At 61.1% G+C, this 17,042-nt stretch carries 14 protein-coding genes and 1 riboswitch; of the genes, 7 read left to right on the top strand and 7 right to left on the bottom strand.

Going from position 1 to position 17,042, the window contains the following annotated elements:
- Positions 1-30: 30 nt before the first annotated feature.
- The 6 genes from PMI07_RS07935 (at position 31) to PMI07_RS07910 (ending at position 5,282) form a co-directional block, all read left to right on the top strand.
- Positions 31-924 (top strand): LysR substrate-binding domain-containing protein, encoded by an 894-nt coding sequence (locus PMI07_RS07935; protein ID WP_007751033.1) that lies wholly within the window; start codon positions 31-33, stop codon positions 922-924.
- A gap of 138 nt (positions 925-1,062) precedes the next feature.
- Positions 1,063-1,479 carry a hypothetical protein gene (locus PMI07_RS34805; RefSeq protein WP_007751035.1) on the top strand — a complete coding sequence of 139 codons (417 nt, stop codon included), beginning with the start codon at positions 1,063-1,065 and terminating at the stop codon, positions 1,477-1,479.
- Between the two features lie 293 nt (positions 1,480-1,772).
- Complete coding sequence (locus tag PMI07_RS07925; protein ID WP_007751037.1) at positions 1,773-2,681, top strand: metal ABC transporter substrate-binding protein; 909 nt, start codon at positions 1,773-1,775, stop codon at positions 2,679-2,681.
- A complete protein-coding gene (locus PMI07_RS07920; RefSeq protein ID WP_007751043.1) occupies positions 2,678-3,583 on the top strand; it encodes a manganese/iron ABC transporter ATP-binding protein in 906 nt (301 codons plus the stop codon). The genes PMI07_RS07925 and PMI07_RS07920 overlap by 4 nt, the downstream gene beginning before the upstream one ends.
- The gene (locus tag PMI07_RS07915; protein WP_037085972.1) at positions 3,580-4,440 is read left to right on the top strand and encodes a metal ABC transporter permease; all 861 of its coding nucleotides are present in this window, start codon (positions 3,580-3,582) and stop codon (positions 4,438-4,440) included. The genes PMI07_RS07920 and PMI07_RS07915 overlap by 4 nt, the downstream gene beginning before the upstream one ends.
- Positions 4,437-5,282, top strand: a complete 846-nt coding sequence (locus tag PMI07_RS07910) for a metal ABC transporter permease (RefSeq protein ID WP_007751050.1) — start codon at positions 4,437-4,439, stop codon at positions 5,280-5,282. Before PMI07_RS07915 ends, PMI07_RS07910 begins: the two co-directional genes overlap by 4 nt.
- Positions 5,283-5,332: 50 nt before the next feature.
- Here the strand turns inward: PMI07_RS07910 and PMI07_RS07905 are convergent, their stop codons facing one another.
- From PMI07_RS07905 to PMI07_RS07875, 7 genes are all read right to left on the bottom strand, one after another.
- On the bottom strand, positions 5,333-6,097 hold the full coding sequence (locus PMI07_RS07905; RefSeq protein ID WP_007751053.1) for an ABC transporter permease: 765 nt from the start codon (positions 6,095-6,097) through the stop codon (positions 5,333-5,335).
- Positions 6,097-7,011 (bottom strand): ABC transporter permease, encoded by a 915-nt coding sequence (locus tag PMI07_RS07900; protein WP_024163663.1) that lies wholly within the window; start codon positions 7,009-7,011, stop codon positions 6,097-6,099. Before PMI07_RS07900 ends, PMI07_RS07905 begins: the two co-directional genes overlap by 1 nt.
- 6 nt (positions 7,012-7,017) lie before the next feature.
- Positions 7,018-8,514, bottom strand: coding sequence for an ABC transporter substrate-binding protein (locus PMI07_RS07895; protein WP_007757376.1), 1,497 nt, complete (start codon positions 8,512-8,514; stop codon positions 7,018-7,020).
- 11 nt (positions 8,515-8,525) lie between these two features.
- A complete protein-coding gene (locus PMI07_RS07890; protein ID WP_007757377.1) occupies positions 8,526-9,317 on the bottom strand; it encodes a (2Fe-2S) ferredoxin domain-containing protein in 792 nt (263 codons plus the stop codon).
- Between the two features lie 96 nt (positions 9,318-9,413).
- Positions 9,414-9,608, bottom strand: a riboswitch (cobalamin riboswitch).
- Between the two features lie 207 nt (positions 9,609-9,815).
- Positions 9,816-11,054: a zinc metallochaperone AztD gene (gene aztD / locus PMI07_RS07885; RefSeq protein ID WP_007757380.1), complete on the bottom strand. Its 1,239-nt coding sequence runs from the start codon at positions 11,052-11,054 to the stop codon at positions 9,816-9,818.
- A gap of 368 nt (positions 11,055-11,422) precedes the next feature.
- The gene (locus PMI07_RS07880; protein ID WP_037086417.1) at positions 11,423-11,944 is read right to left on the bottom strand and encodes a DUF3299 domain-containing protein; all 522 of its coding nucleotides are present in this window, start codon (positions 11,942-11,944) and stop codon (positions 11,423-11,425) included.
- Between the two features lie 202 nt (positions 11,945-12,146).
- A complete protein-coding gene (locus PMI07_RS07875) occupies positions 12,147-12,881 on the bottom strand; it encodes an IclR family transcriptional regulator (protein ID WP_007757385.1) in 735 nt (244 codons plus the stop codon).
- 299 nt (positions 12,882-13,180) lie between these two features.
- Between PMI07_RS07875 and PMI07_RS07870 the strand changes: the two genes are divergently transcribed.
- Entirely contained in the window at positions 13,181-17,038 is a 3,858-nt protein-coding gene (locus tag PMI07_RS07870; protein ID WP_024163662.1) for an oxoprolinase family protein, read from the top strand.
- Positions 17,039-17,042 lie beyond the last annotated feature (4 nt).

Here is a 17,042-nt window from a genome sequence, read left to right as displayed (position 1 = left end):
GAAGCGCAGCATGAAGGGACCCGGTCGGCCATGAATATCAGACAGCTGGAAGCATTCCACACGACGATCGAGACCGGATCGGTGACGCTTGCCGGCGAAAAGCTCGGCATCTCGCAGCCAGCGGTCAGCAAGCTGCTGAAGAGCTTTTCGGAAACCTGCGGCTTCCAGCTTTTTACCCGCAGCGGCGGGCGTCTCGTGCCGACTCTCGAAGCCCGCATGCTGGCGGTCGAAGTGGAGCGGATGTTTTCCGGCACCAAAAGGATCGCCCGGCTGGCTGAGGCGGTTCGCAACCGCGAATGGGGGGAGGTGACCATCGCGGCGCCTCCGGCGCTCGCCACGCTCTATCTCTCGCAGGCGCTTTCGCCGTTTCTTGCCGAACAGCCGGACATCCATTTCACGCTGCAGAGCAAGACGTCGCCCAGAATCGGCGAATTGGTCGCAGCCGGGCAGATCGATATCGGGCTCAGCGTGCTGCCCTTCGATCATCCGAATGTCCACGCCGAAGTCATCATGCGCTTCAGCATGGTCTGCATCCTGCCGTCCGATCATCCGCTCACTGCAAAACAGGTGATCGAGATCGACGACCTGCGCAACGAAGCGTTCATCTCGCTGTTCCGTGACGATTGCTCGCTGATGACGATCGACCGGGCGTTTCAGCTGAAGGGTGTGCAGAAGCGCAACCGCATCGAGGTGCCATTGTCGGAAACCGCATGCAGCTTCGTGGCGAACGGCGTCGGGGTGTCGATCGTGCCACCCTTCGTGGGGCTCGGCTATTCCGAGGACCGGCTTGTGCGGCGGGCACTGCTGCCGGAAACTTTCATGGATGTCTGGCTGCTGACGCCGAGCGGGCGTCCGCCGTCGCTCGCCTCGCAGAAACTCGTCGATTTTATCCGCGCCGCAGTCTCGCCGTTCGACCAGCGCTGAACCGCACCTGCCCCCGGATCGGACAAGGAGCGAGCTGCGGAGTTTTGATCGCCAGAGAATCATTGAGCCGGCTTGTCGTTGAACACGCCCATCGCCAGCCAAAGCTTAGAAGGCATGATCATCGGGAAGAAGGAGTGAATGGACCTTTATATCGTCACCCTTACCATCCTGGGCGTTGTCGTGCTTTTGACGGCCTGGTTGCCGATGGTGATGAAAAGGCTTCCATTGTCGCTTCCGATTGCCTGCCTGGCTATCGGGGCATTGCTTGCATGGTCGCCTTACCCGTTTCTGCCGCTGTTCAATCCCCTCGAGAACGGGGAATTTACGGAGCGGATGACCGAAATCTTCATCAGAGGCCTGGGGTCGATCTACTATCTTGCCTACGCGACCGGCCACGCCGAATTCGAGAATATCCAAACCGTCTGGGCCACGGTCCTCCTCATCGTCCTTGTTTCAATTGTCGTCCACGGTATCGCGGTCACGCCCGCAATGAGATGGATCGACGGCCGACGGTCACGCGCCAGCCGAAAGCCACCGGCGCGCACAGTTTCTTGATCTGCGACAGTGACTTTGCACCTCCAGGCCACCAACCCAGGCGTCGTGCTCGACGCTGGCTGATGCTGAACTCTCCGTCAAATCCCACCGGTGCAATGGCGCACTGCCGGTAATATTCGACGGTGCCGAGTTGCGGATGCTCATCGTCCTGTCGAATCCTTGTTGCAATTCATTCGCATTTGCAGAATAAGGGAAGTGATGGTCGTCACGCCTTTGCAATGGCTCGGAATTGCAAGGAGGAGAGATACGCCCGATGAATGCAATTCAGTCGCAATAGCAATAAGGAGATACATATGCCGGATGGGATAAGGCGGTCGGTTTTGGCCGGAATGATTGGGGCGGCATTCGCGGCTATGCTGACAGCGGTGCCGGCTTCCGCTCAGGAGAAATTCAAGGCGGTTACGACCTTCACGGTCATTGCCGATATCGCCAAGAACGTCGCCGGCGACGCCGCGACGGTGGAGTCGATCACCAAGCCCGGCGCAGAGATCCACAATTATCAACCGACCCCTGGCGACATACGGCGGGCGCAGGGCGCGCAACTGATCCTCTGGAACGGCCTCAATCTCGAACTCTGGTTCGAGAGGTTCTTCCAGAATCTGAAGAATGTGCCGGGTGTCGTCGTTTCGGAGGGCGTTGAGCCGATGGGCATCGCCGAAGGTCCCTATACCGGCAAACCGAACCCGCATGCCTGGATGTCGCCCACCGCGGCCCTGATCTATGTCGACAACATCCGCGACGCCTTCGTGAAGCATGATCCGAAAAATGCCGAGGTCTACAAGACCAATGCCAACGCCTACAAGGCGAAGATCACGGCAGCGATCGAGCCGATCAAGGCCGAACTCGCCAAGGTTCCGGAAGGAAAGCGCTGGCTGGTTTCGAGCGAGGGTGCCTTCTCCTATCTCGCTCGCGACTTCGGGCTGAAGGAACTCTATCTCTGGCCGATCAATGCGGACCAGCAGGGCACGCCACAGCAGGTCCGCAAGGTGATTGACGCGGTTCGCAAGAACAAGATCGCGGTCGTCTTCTCCGAGAGCACGATCTCGTCGGCGCCTGCCGAACAGGTCGCCCGCGAGACAGGGGCCAGATATGGCGGCGTCCTCTATGTTGACTCGCTGACCGAGGCCGATGGTAAAGTGCCTACCTATATCGATCTGCTGCGGGTGACGTCGGACACAATCGCCAAGGGACTCAGCCAGTGACAGCCTCTGTCGACAACCTCGTCCGCCTTGCGTCTTCGGATGCGGGGTCAGGCATTGCGGTCAGGGGCGCCACTGTCACCTACCGCAATGGCCACACGGCGCTTCGGGATGTGAGCTTCCAGATCCCGACCGGCACAATCACAGCACTTGTCGGGGTCAACGGCTCCGGCAAATCGACCTTGTTCAAGTCGATCATGGGCTTTGTCCGGCTCGCCAGAGGCGAGATTCGGGTGCTTGGCATGTCGGTCGAGGAAGCGCTCCGCAAGAATCTCGTCGCCTATGTGCCGCAATCGGAAGAGGTCGATTGGAATTTTCCGGTTTTGGTCGAAGACGTGGTCATGATGGGCCGTTACGGTCACATGGGTATGATGCGGATTCCGAGGGCGGCCGACCGAGAGGCCGTCTCGAAGGCGCTTGCCCGCGTCGGTATGAGCGAGTTCCGCAAGCGCCAGATCGGCGAGCTTTCCGGCGGCCAGAAGAAGCGCGTCTTCCTTGCACGTGCCCTTGCGCAGGATGGGCGGATAATCCTTCTGGACGAGCCCTTCACGGGCGTCGATGTCAAGACCGAGGATCAGATCGTCAAGCTCCTTCGGGAGTTGCGCGACGAGGGCCGGGTGATGCTTGTCTCGACCCACAATCTGGGCAGCGTGCCGGAATTCTGCGACCGCACCATTCTGATCAAGGGCACCGTTCTCGCCTACGGACCGACCGTCGAGACATTTACCCAGGAAAACCTCGAGCAGACCTTTGGCGGGGTTCTCCGTCACTTCGTGCTGAATGAGGCGAGCGGCGGCAAACCTACACCGGTCGGCGTCTTCACAGACGACGAGCGCCCGCTCATCCTGCAGGGTGGCAAGGCGACAGCACGCCCGCCCGAACAGGGCAATGGGGGGGCGAACTGATGGCTGGTCTCCTCGAGCCCTTTACCTACGACTACATGCTGAACGCCATGTGGGTCTCCGCCCTTGTCGGCGGCGTCTGTGCGTTCCTGTCCTGTTATCTGATGCTCAAAGGCTGGTCGCTGATCGGTGATGCGCTTTCACATTCGATCGTTCCGGGCGTCGCCGGGGCCTACATGCTTGGCCTTCCCTTCTCGATCGGGGCTTTCTTTTCGGGCGGCCTTGCCGCCGCCGCCATGCTCTTTCTCAACCAGCGCACCAAGTTGAAGGAAGACACGATTATAGGTCTCATCTTCTCGTCCTTCTTCGGCCTCGGCCTGTTCATGGTCTCGATGTCGCCGATGTCCGTGAACATCCAGACGATCGTGCTCGGCAACATCCTTGCCATCACGCCTGAGGATACGCTCCAGCTTGCGATTATCGGTTTCGTCTCGCTCGCCATCCTGCTGGTCAAGTGGAAGGACCTGATGGTCACCTTCTTCGACGAGAGCCATGCGCGCTCGATCGGCCTCAATCCGACCGCGCTCAAGATCATGTTTTTCACGTTGTTGTCGGCCTCGACAGTGGCGGCACTTCAGACCGTCGGCGCGTTCCTCGTCATTTGCATGGTCGTCACGCCCGGTGCGACCGCCTATCTGCTCACCGACCGTTTCCCGCGGCTGTTGGTCATCGCCGTGGCGATCGGGACGATGACCAGCTTCACCGGCGCCTACGCAAGCTACTTCCTCGATGGCGCGACCGGCGGCATCATCGTTGTGCTCCAGACCACGATCTTCCTGATCGCTTTTCTGGGCGCTCCCAAGCACGGAATGCTGGCGGCCCGCCGTCGCGCGGCGCAGGCACTGGAGGCCGACCTATGAGTTTCATCGACACGCTTCTCATGCCCTTCCAGTTCGACTTCATGATCAACGCGCTGGTCATCTCGGTGCTGGTGGCGATCCCGATGGCGCTGCTCTCCTGCTTCCTTGTCCTCAAGGGGTGGTCGCTGATGGGCGACGCCATCTCCCATGCGGTCTTTCCCGGCGTGGTCATCGCCTATATCGTCGGCTTCCCCTATGCGATCGGAGCCTTCATCGCCGGCATGTTCTGCGCCATAGCCACCGGCTTCGTGAAGGACAACAGCCGCATCAAGCAGGATACGGTGATGGGCATCGTGTTCTCCGGGATGTTCGCGCTCGGTCTCGTTCTATACGTCAAGATCCAGTCGGACGTTCATCTCGACCATATTCTGTTCGGGGATATGCTCGGTGTCTCCTGGCCGGACATCGGAGAGGCAGCGGTCATAGCCGCGCTCACCGCTGGCGTCATAGGCATCAAGTGGAAGGACTTCCTACTGCATGCCTTCGATCCGGCGCAGGCGAGGGCGGTCGGGCTTCGGGTCAACCTGCTGCACTACGGCTTGCTCTGCCTCATCTCCCTGACCATCGTCGCTGCCCTGCAGGCGGTCGGCATCATCATGGCGATAGCCATGCTGATTGCGCCCGGCGCCATCGCTTTCCTGCTTTCGCGTCGGTTCGGCACGATGCTGATAATGTCGGTCATCATCGCGGCGGTTGGTTCCTTCACTGGCGTCTATCTGTCCTTCTTCATCGACAGCGCGCCTGCGCCGACCATCGTGCTCCTGCTCTCGATCGTCTTCGTGCTCGCCTTCATCCATGCTACCCGAAAGGCGGCAAGGATCGAGACATCCCAGGCGGCTTGAAACTCGTCTCTGCGACGCCCGGTTTTTCAGTCGGGTGCCTGGCACTCCGCTTATTCTCCGGGATTGTCGAAGACCCAGTTGAGCATGGACACTGTCACGGCGATCATCACCCCTGGCCATACTATCAGCATGGGATGGTCGAAGATGAAGATACGGTATTCGAACAGCATCGAACCCCAGTCGGGTTTTGACGGATCGGCGCCGAGGCCGATAAAGGCGAGCGACGCATAGGCGACCACTGCAATCCCTGCCTGGTTCCCCACGTAGGCGAACATCAGGGGCAATGTGTTTGGTAGGATATGCCGGGTGATCATCCGGGGCGATGAGACGCCGAGGCTATGGGCGGCGAGAATGAAGGGCTGGCTGAGCACGCGCTTGCTCAATGAATGCGCAAGCAGAGCATGCGGCCCTATACCCGCAATACCGAGCGCCAGGCCCGCGCTGAGCGGTGAAAGCCCGAAGATCGCCGCTGCCGTCAGCGCGATGATCAGTGTCGGCACCATGATGAAGAATTCGCAGCAGCGGAGAATGAGCGTCTCGCGCCAGCCTTCGAGGACAGCGGCCGCGGTGCCGAGGAAAGTTCCGGCGGTGAAAGCGATGAGACCCACAGAAAGGATGACGCTGGCGGTCCGCCAGCCGCCAGCCATGATGCGGGACAGGAGGTCGCGGCCGAGATGGTCGGTTCCGAGCAGGTGCGCTGCCGTCATGCCCGAATGACGGGCAAGGATATCCACGGCATCGGGATCATAAGGTTGCCAGAAGCCGCCAAGGAGCAGGAAAGCGGCGAGTGCTGCGATCAGACAGTAGCGTGCCATCAGGCGATACGCGGATCAAGGAAGCGCATCGCGAGATAGGCGCTGCCGTTCATCACCAGCATCCAGAGGGCGATGACCATCACATAGGCCTGCAGCACCAGCTGATCGCGCGCCGCAATGCTCTGCACCAGGAACTGGCTGATGCCGGGCAGGCCGAACAGGATTTCCATCGTTGCGGTGCTGCCGATCACCCATCCGGCCTCGGATCGGACAGCGGCCAATAGCGCATAAAGCGCGCTTCGGTGGCCGTGTTTCCACAGCGCCTGCCGCTCCGAAAGGCCCTTGGCGAGCGCGGTACGGAAATGCGACTGGGCAACGGTTTCCTTCAAATCCCGCCGGTAGACCCGAGCGAGGACGGCTACCGAATGCAGGGCGATCAGCAAAATCGGCAGAAGGACGGCCGTCCAGTCATTGGCAAAGGGCCTGATCCAGCGCAACTGCACGCCCAGCACCCACAGCAAGACGAGCCCAAGCCAGAAGCCAGGCACGGCCTGCACGAAGACCGAGAACGCTCGGCTGGATCGATCTGCCAGCCCCTTGGGATATGCCGCCGCGAAGAAGCCGAGCGGGATCGCCAAAACGATCGCGAGTGCCAGCCCCGCCAAGCCAAGCGAAAGCGAGATCGGCAGCCGCTCGAGGAATTCGCCGAGGACGGGCTCTCCGGTGCGGAAGGACCGCCCCCAATCTCCCGTGACGAAATCGGTGAGCCAATGGAAATAGCGAAACAGCAGAGGCTGATCGAGCCCCCATTGTGCGCGAAGAGCCGCGACGGTCTCATCCGTCGCCGGCAGGTTCCAGACACGGATCGCGATTGCGACCGGGTCGGCCGGCATCATTGTGATGACGGTGAAGGAAGCGAGCGAAATTGCCAGCAAACCCGCCAGCGATTGGATACCGAACCGAACCGGACTCATCTCGGCTTACTTCGCTTCGCCGATGTCGGCACGCAGGACGTGATAGTCGGAACCCCAGGGCTCATAGTTCTTGAGCCGCTTCGACATTCCGACATACCAAACCGGCGAAACGAGGAAGGAGGCCGGCGCATCGGCGAAGAGTTTTGCCTGTGCTTCGATCGCGATCGCGATACGCCTCGCTGGGTCGCCTTCGGTGGCGAAGCGGTTGAGGATCGCGTCGAAATCCGGCGAAGAGTATTTCGCATAGTTGAGCGATGCGCCGCTGCGCAGCATCGAATTCAGGAAGAAAGCAGAATCGCCGCTCGGCGCGGTATGTTGCGCCCAGAGCGCGATGTCGAAATCACCGGTGGCCGCCACCTGCTGGATGTTTTCGACCACCTGCGTGTCAAGCGCGACGCCGATCTTTGCGAGTTCGGCCTTCACGACGGGCAGCATGGTTACGAGGTCGGGGCGCTGCGGATAGGTGATGGCGAGAAGCCGGAAGGGCTTGCCATCCTTCTCGCGCATGCCGCCGGCGCCTTTCCTCCAGCCTGCGTCTTCAAGAAGCACGACAGCCCTGGCGAGGTCGGTGGGGCGTGCGTCCTTGCCGGCGAACGGGAAATAGGTGGCGTAGGCACCGGTGGCGGGCTCGCCGCCATTGATCGCGGCGGCCAGTTCCTTGCGGTCGAAGGCGAGATCGAGCGCCTGACGAACCTTTATGTCGCGGAGCAGCGGCCGGGTCGTGTTGAAGAAGGCCAGATACTGATAGCCGACCGGGAAGGACTTGATCGTCAGGTCCGGATCGGTCTTGAGGCGGCTGATGACCTCCGACGGCAGGCCGAAAGCGAGGTCGAGTTCGCCCGATTCAAGCGCCAGCGTCATGGTCTGCGCATCGCCGAACTTGCGGAAGTTCACCGGCGAGCGCTTGTCCGCGCCGGTGAAATGGGTGTTTGGCTCGAGCGTAATCGAGGCATCCGCCTTGAAGCTGGAAATCTTGTAGGGACCGGTGAAGAAGGCGCCGCCGTCGCCGGCCGGCTTGTAGGCGATCAACGGCCATTCGGCAAAGAGCGCCTGGATGTAGGGAACAGGCTTTTCGGTCGTTACCTTGAGGGTGAGGTCATCGATGACCTCGAAAGTCAGCTTGCCGCCGGTGGCGAGTGCCGCCTTGTTATGGGCAAAGGTGTTGTCGAATCCGGAAGCAAGCGCTTTGGCGGTGACCGGCGTGCCATCGGAGAACATGCGGCCAGGTTTCAGGGTGACGGTCCATGTGAGGTCACCGGTGCGCTCTGCCTTGTCGGCGAGTTCGGGCACGAGTTTTCCGTCCCGATCGACGGTGAACAGGTTTTCCCCGACCCCGTGGCTGACCAGTGCCCAGCCGTTCGATCCCTTGGCGGGATCGGTGCCGCTGGTGATGTAGGTTGCGCCGACGCGAAGCGGTTCGACGGCGAGAGCCGCACCGGCGGGGGGCAGGGCTGCGGCAGCAAGCCAGGTCGCGGCCAGGCGCGACAAGAGTTTGGACGACAATTCTTTCTCCTCTAGTTCTGATCTGATGGAGCGCGAAGCCGCTGCTTGCGGCCGGTCGGGTGATAGGCGAAATCCTCGACGGCTTGGCCGCCGAACAGGTGTTCAGTGATGATCCGGTCGACCGCTTCTTCGGTGACGCCCCCGTAATAGGTGCCTTCGGGAAAGACCTGCAGGACGGGCGCCAGATTGCAGGGGCCGAGACAGGTGCATTTGGCCGTCATCGTGCCGTCGCCGGTCACCCGTAGCTTCCGGCGTTCCTGCTGGTTGCGCAGATGGTTCCAGATGACATCCGCACCGGCCGAATTGCAGGCGCCGCCGGCGCAAACGAGAACGCGTCGCTTCTGGGACGGAACGAGCGAACCTTCCATTGTGGGCGGTTTGCCGGGCGGCACGTGCAATTCTTCGGAAGTTTCCAGGAGATTGCCGATGAGCGGCACCATCAATGCGCTGGAGGCGATGTCCCTGGCGATCGACAGGGCCGGCCAGGGCCGTTCGTCCGATGCCTTCCAGCGCTTCAACGACCCGGTCAGCCAGATGTGGAAGCTCGGCTCCATCGGCAGGACGAGAGGCACGATGACGACGTTGTCGACATCTTCGTCGAGCAAGGCGGAAAGCGCCTCACGAAGCGATGGCGTGCCTTGTTCGGTAAAGGCGAAGCGAAGGGTGGCGCCAGGCTGGAATGCCGCGACGAGATCGGCAAGCCGCCGCATTTCCAGATGCGGTGAGGCGGCAAAGGCGCTCTTGGCGATCAAAAGGATCGCACGCCTTGATGCGACGCCGGGAAAGTTGTTATCTGCGCTCACTGCCTCGATCTCGAAAAGGGGAGGAGGCAGCAAAAATGACGGCACGTTCGGTCGAAAAAACCAAAGTACCTTCATTCCTGTGGCACACCCCGACCACGGAATTTTATCTTGTCAGGCAGGTCTCCTGGCTCGCGGGTCAAAGCCTGTATCGTCCGTCTTCCCGGCATTTCTGCCAGTGACATCTTGGACGAACGGCTCACCGCTCACAGTTGCGGGACAGCTCCGGTATCGCACCGGATTCCCTCTTAGCTTCCGCCCGAGGACGGAAGAACCATAACGCGGGAGAACGTACACTGCGGCTACCGGCTGTCAACCGGCTGACTTACAATCGGCCACTCAGGCTGCCTGGCGGTCCCAGCGCGGGAACGCATCAGCTCTGGTTCCTCGTTAGTTTTAGGTCGTAGACAGGGGCCGCCTGCGGCATCGTTATCCTCGAAAGTGGATTCCAGCTGATTTGTCGGGAGCTGACACCCAGTTCCCGACCGTGGTCTTATGGGATCAGTGTGATGCGCCGGAGCCACCGACGGCAACAATCGAGAAGGGCTGGCCTTCGACCGGGATCGTCCTGGTTTCCTTCAGGCTTTCCGCATCAACCACCCGAACCAGGGAATGGTGCGGATCGGTGATGGCGATCTTCCTGTCGGCAACGGCCAGACGCGGACGCGGATCGCGCCAATGGCCATCCTTGCTGTAGGGCGCCGTGACATTGGCCTTGCGGACGATTTCGCCCTTGACCACGTCCAGCACATGAAGGTCGCCATCCTCCGTCAGGACATAGGCGATGCGCGGCTGGGCGGGATCGAGCAGGAAGTCGATGCGCCGCGTGGGAAGCTCGATGAGCCGATAAGGCTGCTCGGCGTCCGGATCGATCAGCACGACCTTGTCCTCGCCATAGTTGCCGAGGAAAAACTGCATGGCCTTGCCGCCGAGAAGAGTCCCCGTGTAGCCACTCGGGAAATCCACAGGGTAGGGGAGCATCTCCAGCTTCGGACCGCCGATGCCGCCAGGACGAGCAACGAGAATTCCCTCCTTGCAGCCGACCGCTACGAGACGTGCGGAGGTGGCTTCTCCATGGAGGTCGGTGCATTTGGCAACGTTGCCGACCTGCTCGCCCTTCTCATCAATGACGCGTAGGCCGATGCGCGGCGGCAGTTCATCGGGCTTCGCCACCGCGTCGGTGTTCGGCACCGAGACGAGCACGTGACGCCCCATCGTTACGGCGACGCCATGATGCGGTTTGGTTGTGTCGACCGTCCGTATTTCGGCGTTGCCTTCCAGAAGCGTTTCCTCATCGATGATGTCCGCTTTTCCGCCGCGGTCATAGAAAAGGATCGCGTGATCGTCATGCGGCACGACATGGAATGGCCGCTTGCCCTCGAAGGTAACCGGGAGAAGTGCGGCGTCCGAAATATCGAGATCGCGGTGCTCGCCATGATCGGAGAATTCGATGCCGGTCTTGATGACGTGGACGATGTCATGGTCCGATTGGGTGGCGAAGACCGTCTGGCCGGAGGCGCTCGCGGTCAGGGCCGCATAACCCTTCACGTCGTAGCGGCCGAGTTCCTTACCGTCCGAGAAGTCGATAGCGCGAACGATGGGCTGCGTATGATCCGCAACAAAGAGACGCCATGCCTCTTTGGTTTCGTGATCCTCGTCAGCCCTTGCGCCGCAGCCGGCTAAAAGCACGATTGCGGTGAAAGCGGCCATCAGGCGATTGCGGGTGAGGGACACTCTCATCGCGTTCCTTCCTTTGTTGTGGGTTTTTGAGGGCAGTGGCAACAGTGATTCCAATACGTTATTACATAACATTTTATAGATAAATGTAATAACATTACATACATGGTTGTTGTCAATCCCCGAGGCCGCGATGAAAGGGATCAGCGTGCAAATTAAAGATCTGGCGCTCGGCTCTGGGGGCACGCTGCGGGCCATCACCTGACCGTGCTGTCGAGCAGGGTTGCTGACGGTGATCGTCGGAGCCAATGTTCAGGCAAATCGAGGTTGATGAAAGGATGTGCCCGGCGACAACCAACATGTTTGGCAGTTCTTCAAGCCGAGGCGCAGCCGGCATTTCCCGTTGATGGTGGGAGTCGGCGTTGTGTCGATCAGCGCGGCATCACACCGAACGGCGATACCGATTTCAGGTCCGGATCCAAGGAGCTCGACGCCCTTGCCACCTGCGCATGGCTCATGCTGTAGCCGTAGTCAAGGACGCGCACGCCGTCCATGATGAAGAGCTGTGCCTTGTCCAGACCCGGCCGCAGAAGCCCTGTGACGGTAATGACCTCATAGACCCTCGAGAGGCGGAAGGGCTGGTCTGAAACCACATGAACCAGTTGGTTCGGTGGAGGAGCGGCACTGTGGCTGCAGGCTCCGGCCCACGGCACGAGCATGAATTCATAAACAAGATCGCCATCCTGGTCGATCGGCAGAATGAAACCGGTCAGTGCGACTGGGTGTTCTTCGTCGCGCGATACAAGTGTTTCCCCTTGCGATCGGCTGGACGCCATGCCTGGCAAAGGCGCATCCGTCCGCGATTGATCTGCGGGCCGCAGATCGCTCCACAGAATGGACTGGGCTCCTGCAGAAACGCTCGACGCCAGAGAGCCGATCCCGATCATGGTCATTGTGGCCAGTTTCAGGAGGGAAAGCGCAAGCTTCATGTCTACGGCTCCAGTGACCCAACATTTCGGACGAGCATGCCACCCGTCGAGATCTCCGATGTTAGCCTCAACTTCCCCCTGCCGTCAAAGCCGCGGTCGCCGATCAAGGCCTGCCGCTGGATACCCTTCACGCACCAGAGATGAGACTTTAGCTCGGCACTCCCAATTATTTGTGGCGCATGAGGTTGGTCTTCATCGTTGTCAGCAGACCGGTGATCTTGTCCTGCAGCTCGGGTGTGCCCATGATCGTCGGATAGGATATCGCAACCCCGATGACTTCGCCCGTGCCGGGATCGCGGAAGGCTATGCCTTCCGATGAAACGCCGTCGTATGAATCATTGGTGGAATGCGAGCGCCCGGTCTCCTGGATGATGCGGATGCGTTCCAGCAGTTCCCCATGGTTCTGCGGCGCGCGCGGCGTCACGAAGGGCAGCTGATCCGGAACGCGCAGCTTCCACTCTTCCTCGTTCAGCAGCGAGAGCATGGCACGGCCGTTGGAAGTGGCATGCGGCCATGCTCGGTATCCTGGCGTTGAGGTGATCGCCAGCGGGCTCGAGCCGCGCACCATGCGCAGCACGACGAGCTGCGTTCCGTCGAAGACGGTGACATAGGCGGTGTGCCCGCCAACCGAGCAGACCTCCTCCAGTTCGGTATTCACCAGATCTAGAAAGTTGTGATTCGAACGGCAGATCTGGCCGAGCTCGAAAAGCCGGATGCCGGGTGTGTAGAGCCGCGTTACCGCGTCGAAATCGAGAATGCCGCTTTCGCGCAAAGTCTTCATCACGCGGGACGCAGTGGACTTCGGACAGCCGGTCCGGCGCGCCACTTCCGCTTGAGACAGGGAAGGCTCGGAAAGCGAGAAGCAACCGAGAATGGAGATGGCATCTTCGAGAGAGCTCATATTCGTCCTATGCGCGCAAATCGGAGCTTCATAGTTCCATTATTGGAACTAATTGTCAAATATGAAACTAGTGCTGGACTCCCGGAAAAAGGCCGCCTACTAATATGTCAAAATAATTCATGCTTAAAAAAGCGGCGGAACAGGCAGGCATCAGTTTAATCCCCTTGAGCGAGGGGAGTGTTTATCCGTTCCCGCGCCGGGTGTCAGAGCCCGAGATGAATGAGCCTTACGCGCCATCCACGTGATGGCATCGACCGGGCTGCGGCATGCCGTCGGCCACCGTAATGGGGAACATGCGAATGCAAGAGACTTCCAGGAATTTCCGCGCCGGCGTCGATATCGGTGGCACCTTCACCGACTTCATCCTGTTCGACGATAAGGCCTCCTCGATCCGTCTTCACAAGTGCCTGACGACGCCGAAGGATCCGTCCCAGGGCGCGCTTGGTGGTCTGGCCGAGATCGTCGCCGCAGCCGAGATTTCCGTCGCTGATCTTTCGGAAATCGTCCACGGCACGACGCTCGTCACCAATGCGGTCATCGAACGCAAGGGCGCGCCGGTCGGTCTAATCACGACGGAAGGTTTTCGCGACGTGCTCGAAATCGGCACCGAGCAGCGCTACGACATCTACGACCTTTTCCTCACCTTTCCGGATCCGTTGGTCAGCCGCTCCCGCCGCATCGAGATTTCGGAACGCATCGGCGCCGATGGCGGCGTGATCAAGCCGCTTGACGAGGTTTCCGTCTTGCGGGCCGTCAAGAAACTGGTTGCGGACCAAGTCGAGGCCATCGCCGTCTGCCTGATGCATTCCTACCGCAATCCGGCCCACGAAAATCGTGTGCGCGAAATCATCAAGCAGCACTATCCGGACATCTCGGTCTCGATCTCTTCGGAAGTCGTCGCGGAGATCTCCGAATATCCCCGTTTCGTGACCACCTGCGCCAATGCCTATGTGCAGCCGCTGATGGATCGCTACCTGCGCCGTTTTGAGCAGGAACTGGCAGCCCGCGGCTTCACCGGCGCCTTTCGCCTGATGCATTCGGCGGGCGGTCTCGTCTCCGTCGATGAAGCGCGCGAATTCCCGATCCGTCTGCTTGAATCCGGCCCGGCCGGTGGCGCGCTCGCCACCGCATGGTTCGGCAAGGCAGCTGGCCAGGAAAACGTCATCGCTTTCGACATGGGCGGCACGACGGCCAAGGCCTGCATGATCGAAAACGGCATGGCGCATATCGCCTCCTATATGGAAGCCGGCCGGGTGCGACGCTTCAAGAACGGTTCCGGGCTGCCGATCAAGGCTCCGGTCGTCGACATGATCGAGATTGGTGCCGGCGGCGGCTCGATCGCCGCGATCGACGAAGTCGGCCTGCTGCAGGTCGGTCCGCATTCGGCTGGCGCCTCTCCGGGACCAGCCTGCTACGGCGCCGGCGGCACCAAGCCGACGGTGACGGATGCGAGTGTGGCGCTCGGCTACTATGACCCCGCCTTCTTCCTTGGCGGACGTATGACGCTCGACCTGGACGCTGCCGAAAAGGCGCTGAAGACGATCGCCGAGCCGCTCGACATCTCAACCGTCGAAGCTGCCTGGGGCATTCATCAGGTGGTCGGGGAAAACATGGCGAGTGCCACCCGCATCCATCTGGTCGAAAAGGGCAAGGATCCGCGCGGTTATTCGATGATCGGTTTCGGCGGCGCCGGACCGGCCTTTGCAGCCCGCGTTGCCCGCATTCTCGGCGTCACGGAAGTCATCATCCCGCAGGCGAGCGGTGCGGCCTCGGCTTTCGGCTTCCTCACTGCACCGCTCTCATTCGATCTTGTCCGCTCGCGGCCGATGGCGCTTTCTGCCGACCTCGATACTGGGGCTCTGAATTCCGCCTTTGGCGAGTTGGCGGCAGAAGGCAAGACCAAGCTTCTCGCTGCCGGCGCCAAGGCCGAAGACGTCGTCTTCGAGCGCACCGCCGACATGCGCCTGGTCGGACAGCTGCACGAAATCAACGTGCCGATCCCTGCCGGCGAGTTGGACGCGAATGCCTATGCGACCATCCGTAAGTCCTTCGAGCAAGTCTATGCGGCTCGCTACACCCGCGTTCCGACGGAAGCCGAGCTGGAAATCCTCTCGTTCCGCCTGCGCGCCAGTGGTGCCACCCCGCAGCTCTCCATAAAGCAGGCCGATATTGCAACGTCCAGCGACGGAGCGCTCAAGGGGTATCGCAAGACGTATTTTGGCGAAGGTTTCGTCGATGCCGGCATCTACGACCGATACAAGCTGACGTCAGGCATGACTGTCCAGGGGCCGGCGATTGTCGAAGAGCGTGAATCCACCACTATCGTGCCGCCCGGCGACGTACTCACGGTCGATAATGCTGGTAACCTTCGCATCAAGATCGCCACGGTCGGCAAGGGGATCGAGCTTGTTACGCCTCAGATGACCAAGGCGGAGGCGATCGAGAAGATCGAATCCGACCCGATCGCGCTCGAAATCATGTGGAGCCGCCTCGTCACCGTGGCGGAAGAAATGTGGCACACGGTCTGCCGCACGGCCTATTCGCTGATCATCTCGGAATCGCAGGATTTCGGCTGCTCGATCCTCGATGCCTCCGGCGAAACGCTGGCGCATTCGGCCCGCGTCATGCCGGTCTTCAATCTGACCCTGCCGATGGTCGTCAAGGCCGCACTTGAGCGTTATCCGATCGACACACTGGAGCCGGGCGACGTACTGGTCTGCAATGATCCGTGGCTTTGCGCCGGTCACCTGTTCGACATCGCCGTGATGACGCCGGTCTTCAAGGACGGCAAGGCCGTCGCCGTCATGGGCACGGTTGGCCATGTCGGCGATATCGGCGGCACCCGCAACGGCATGAAGGCCACGGAAGTCTATGAAGAAGGCCTGCAGATCCCGCCGATGAAGCTGATCAAGGCCGGCGTCGAGAACGAAGACCTTTTCCGGCTGATGGCGGAGAACATCCGCGACTCCCATCAGGTGCTCGGCGACGTCCGTTCGCTGGTCGCCGCCAACGATACCGGCGCCCGCCGCATGGTGGCGTTCATGGACGAATACGGCCTGTCCGATCTCCAGGCGCTGGCCGAAGTCGTGCAGTCCCGTTCCGAAAAGGCGATGCGCGATGCGATCCGCGCCATCCCGAACGGCGTCCACACCTCGACCATCTCCTACAACCCGCTCGGCACGCATATGACCGTGCCGGTCAAGGTGACGATCAAGGACGACGAGATCGAACTGGATTTCGAAGGCGCTCCGCCGGAAGTGCCGCTCGGCGGCATCAATTGCACGCTGAGCTACACGACCGCGCATTCGACCTATCCGCTGAAATGCATGCTGACACCTGCGGTGCGCGGCAATGCCGGCTGCTACCGTCCGCTGACGGTCAAGGCGCCGAAGGGGTCGGTGATGAATTGCAACAAGCCGGCCCCGGTCAGCCTGCGCACCCGCACCGGCTGGTACACTTCGCCGAACATCTTCCGGGCGCTGTCGAAGGCGGCACCGGAAAAGGTCATCGCCCATACCGGCCTGCCGAGCCTGTTGACCGTCTACGGCAAGACCACGGACGGCAAGATCTTCTACGACCACCTGCTTTCCGGCGGCGGGCAGGGCGGTAGCTCCGCCAAGGACGGCAAGTCCTCCGTACTGTGGCCGACGTCTGCGGCAACGTCCTCGATCGAGATGCTGGAGAGCCGCTCGCCGGTCGTGGTCCTCGAAAAGGGTTTTGTGCGGGATTCCGGCGGCGTCGGCGAATTCCGCGGCGGCCTTGGCGCTCGCATTCGGCTTGCCAAGCGGTATGACGACGGCACCTCGGTCACAGTGTTCGTCTCGCCGGAAGGTGTCAACGCACCGATCACCGGCCTGTTCGGCGGCCAGAACGGCCTGCTCTCACACGGCTATGTCCGTGACGAGGAAGGCAATGTGCTGGAAGACGTCGGCACCGGTGGCCTCTTCGTCGTCGATCGTACCGATCGCGTGGTCGAGCTGCAGCTCGGCGGCGGCGCAGGCTTCGGCGATCCGGCCAACCGCTCGGTCGAGCTGATCGAGGACGACGTCAGGGAAGACTATATCAGCGCCGAAACGGCCGAGAGCACTTACGGCCTCAGCGAGCGCAAAAAGGAATTGGCGGCATCCGCACGCCTTTCGCCAGCAGCGAGCCGGTAAAGCC

The organism is Rhizobium sp. CF080, assembly GCF_000282095.2.
Taxonomy (GTDB): Bacteria; Pseudomonadota; Alphaproteobacteria; order Rhizobiales; family Rhizobiaceae; genus Neorhizobium.
This window is presented reverse-complemented; position numbering and strand designations above follow the sequence as displayed.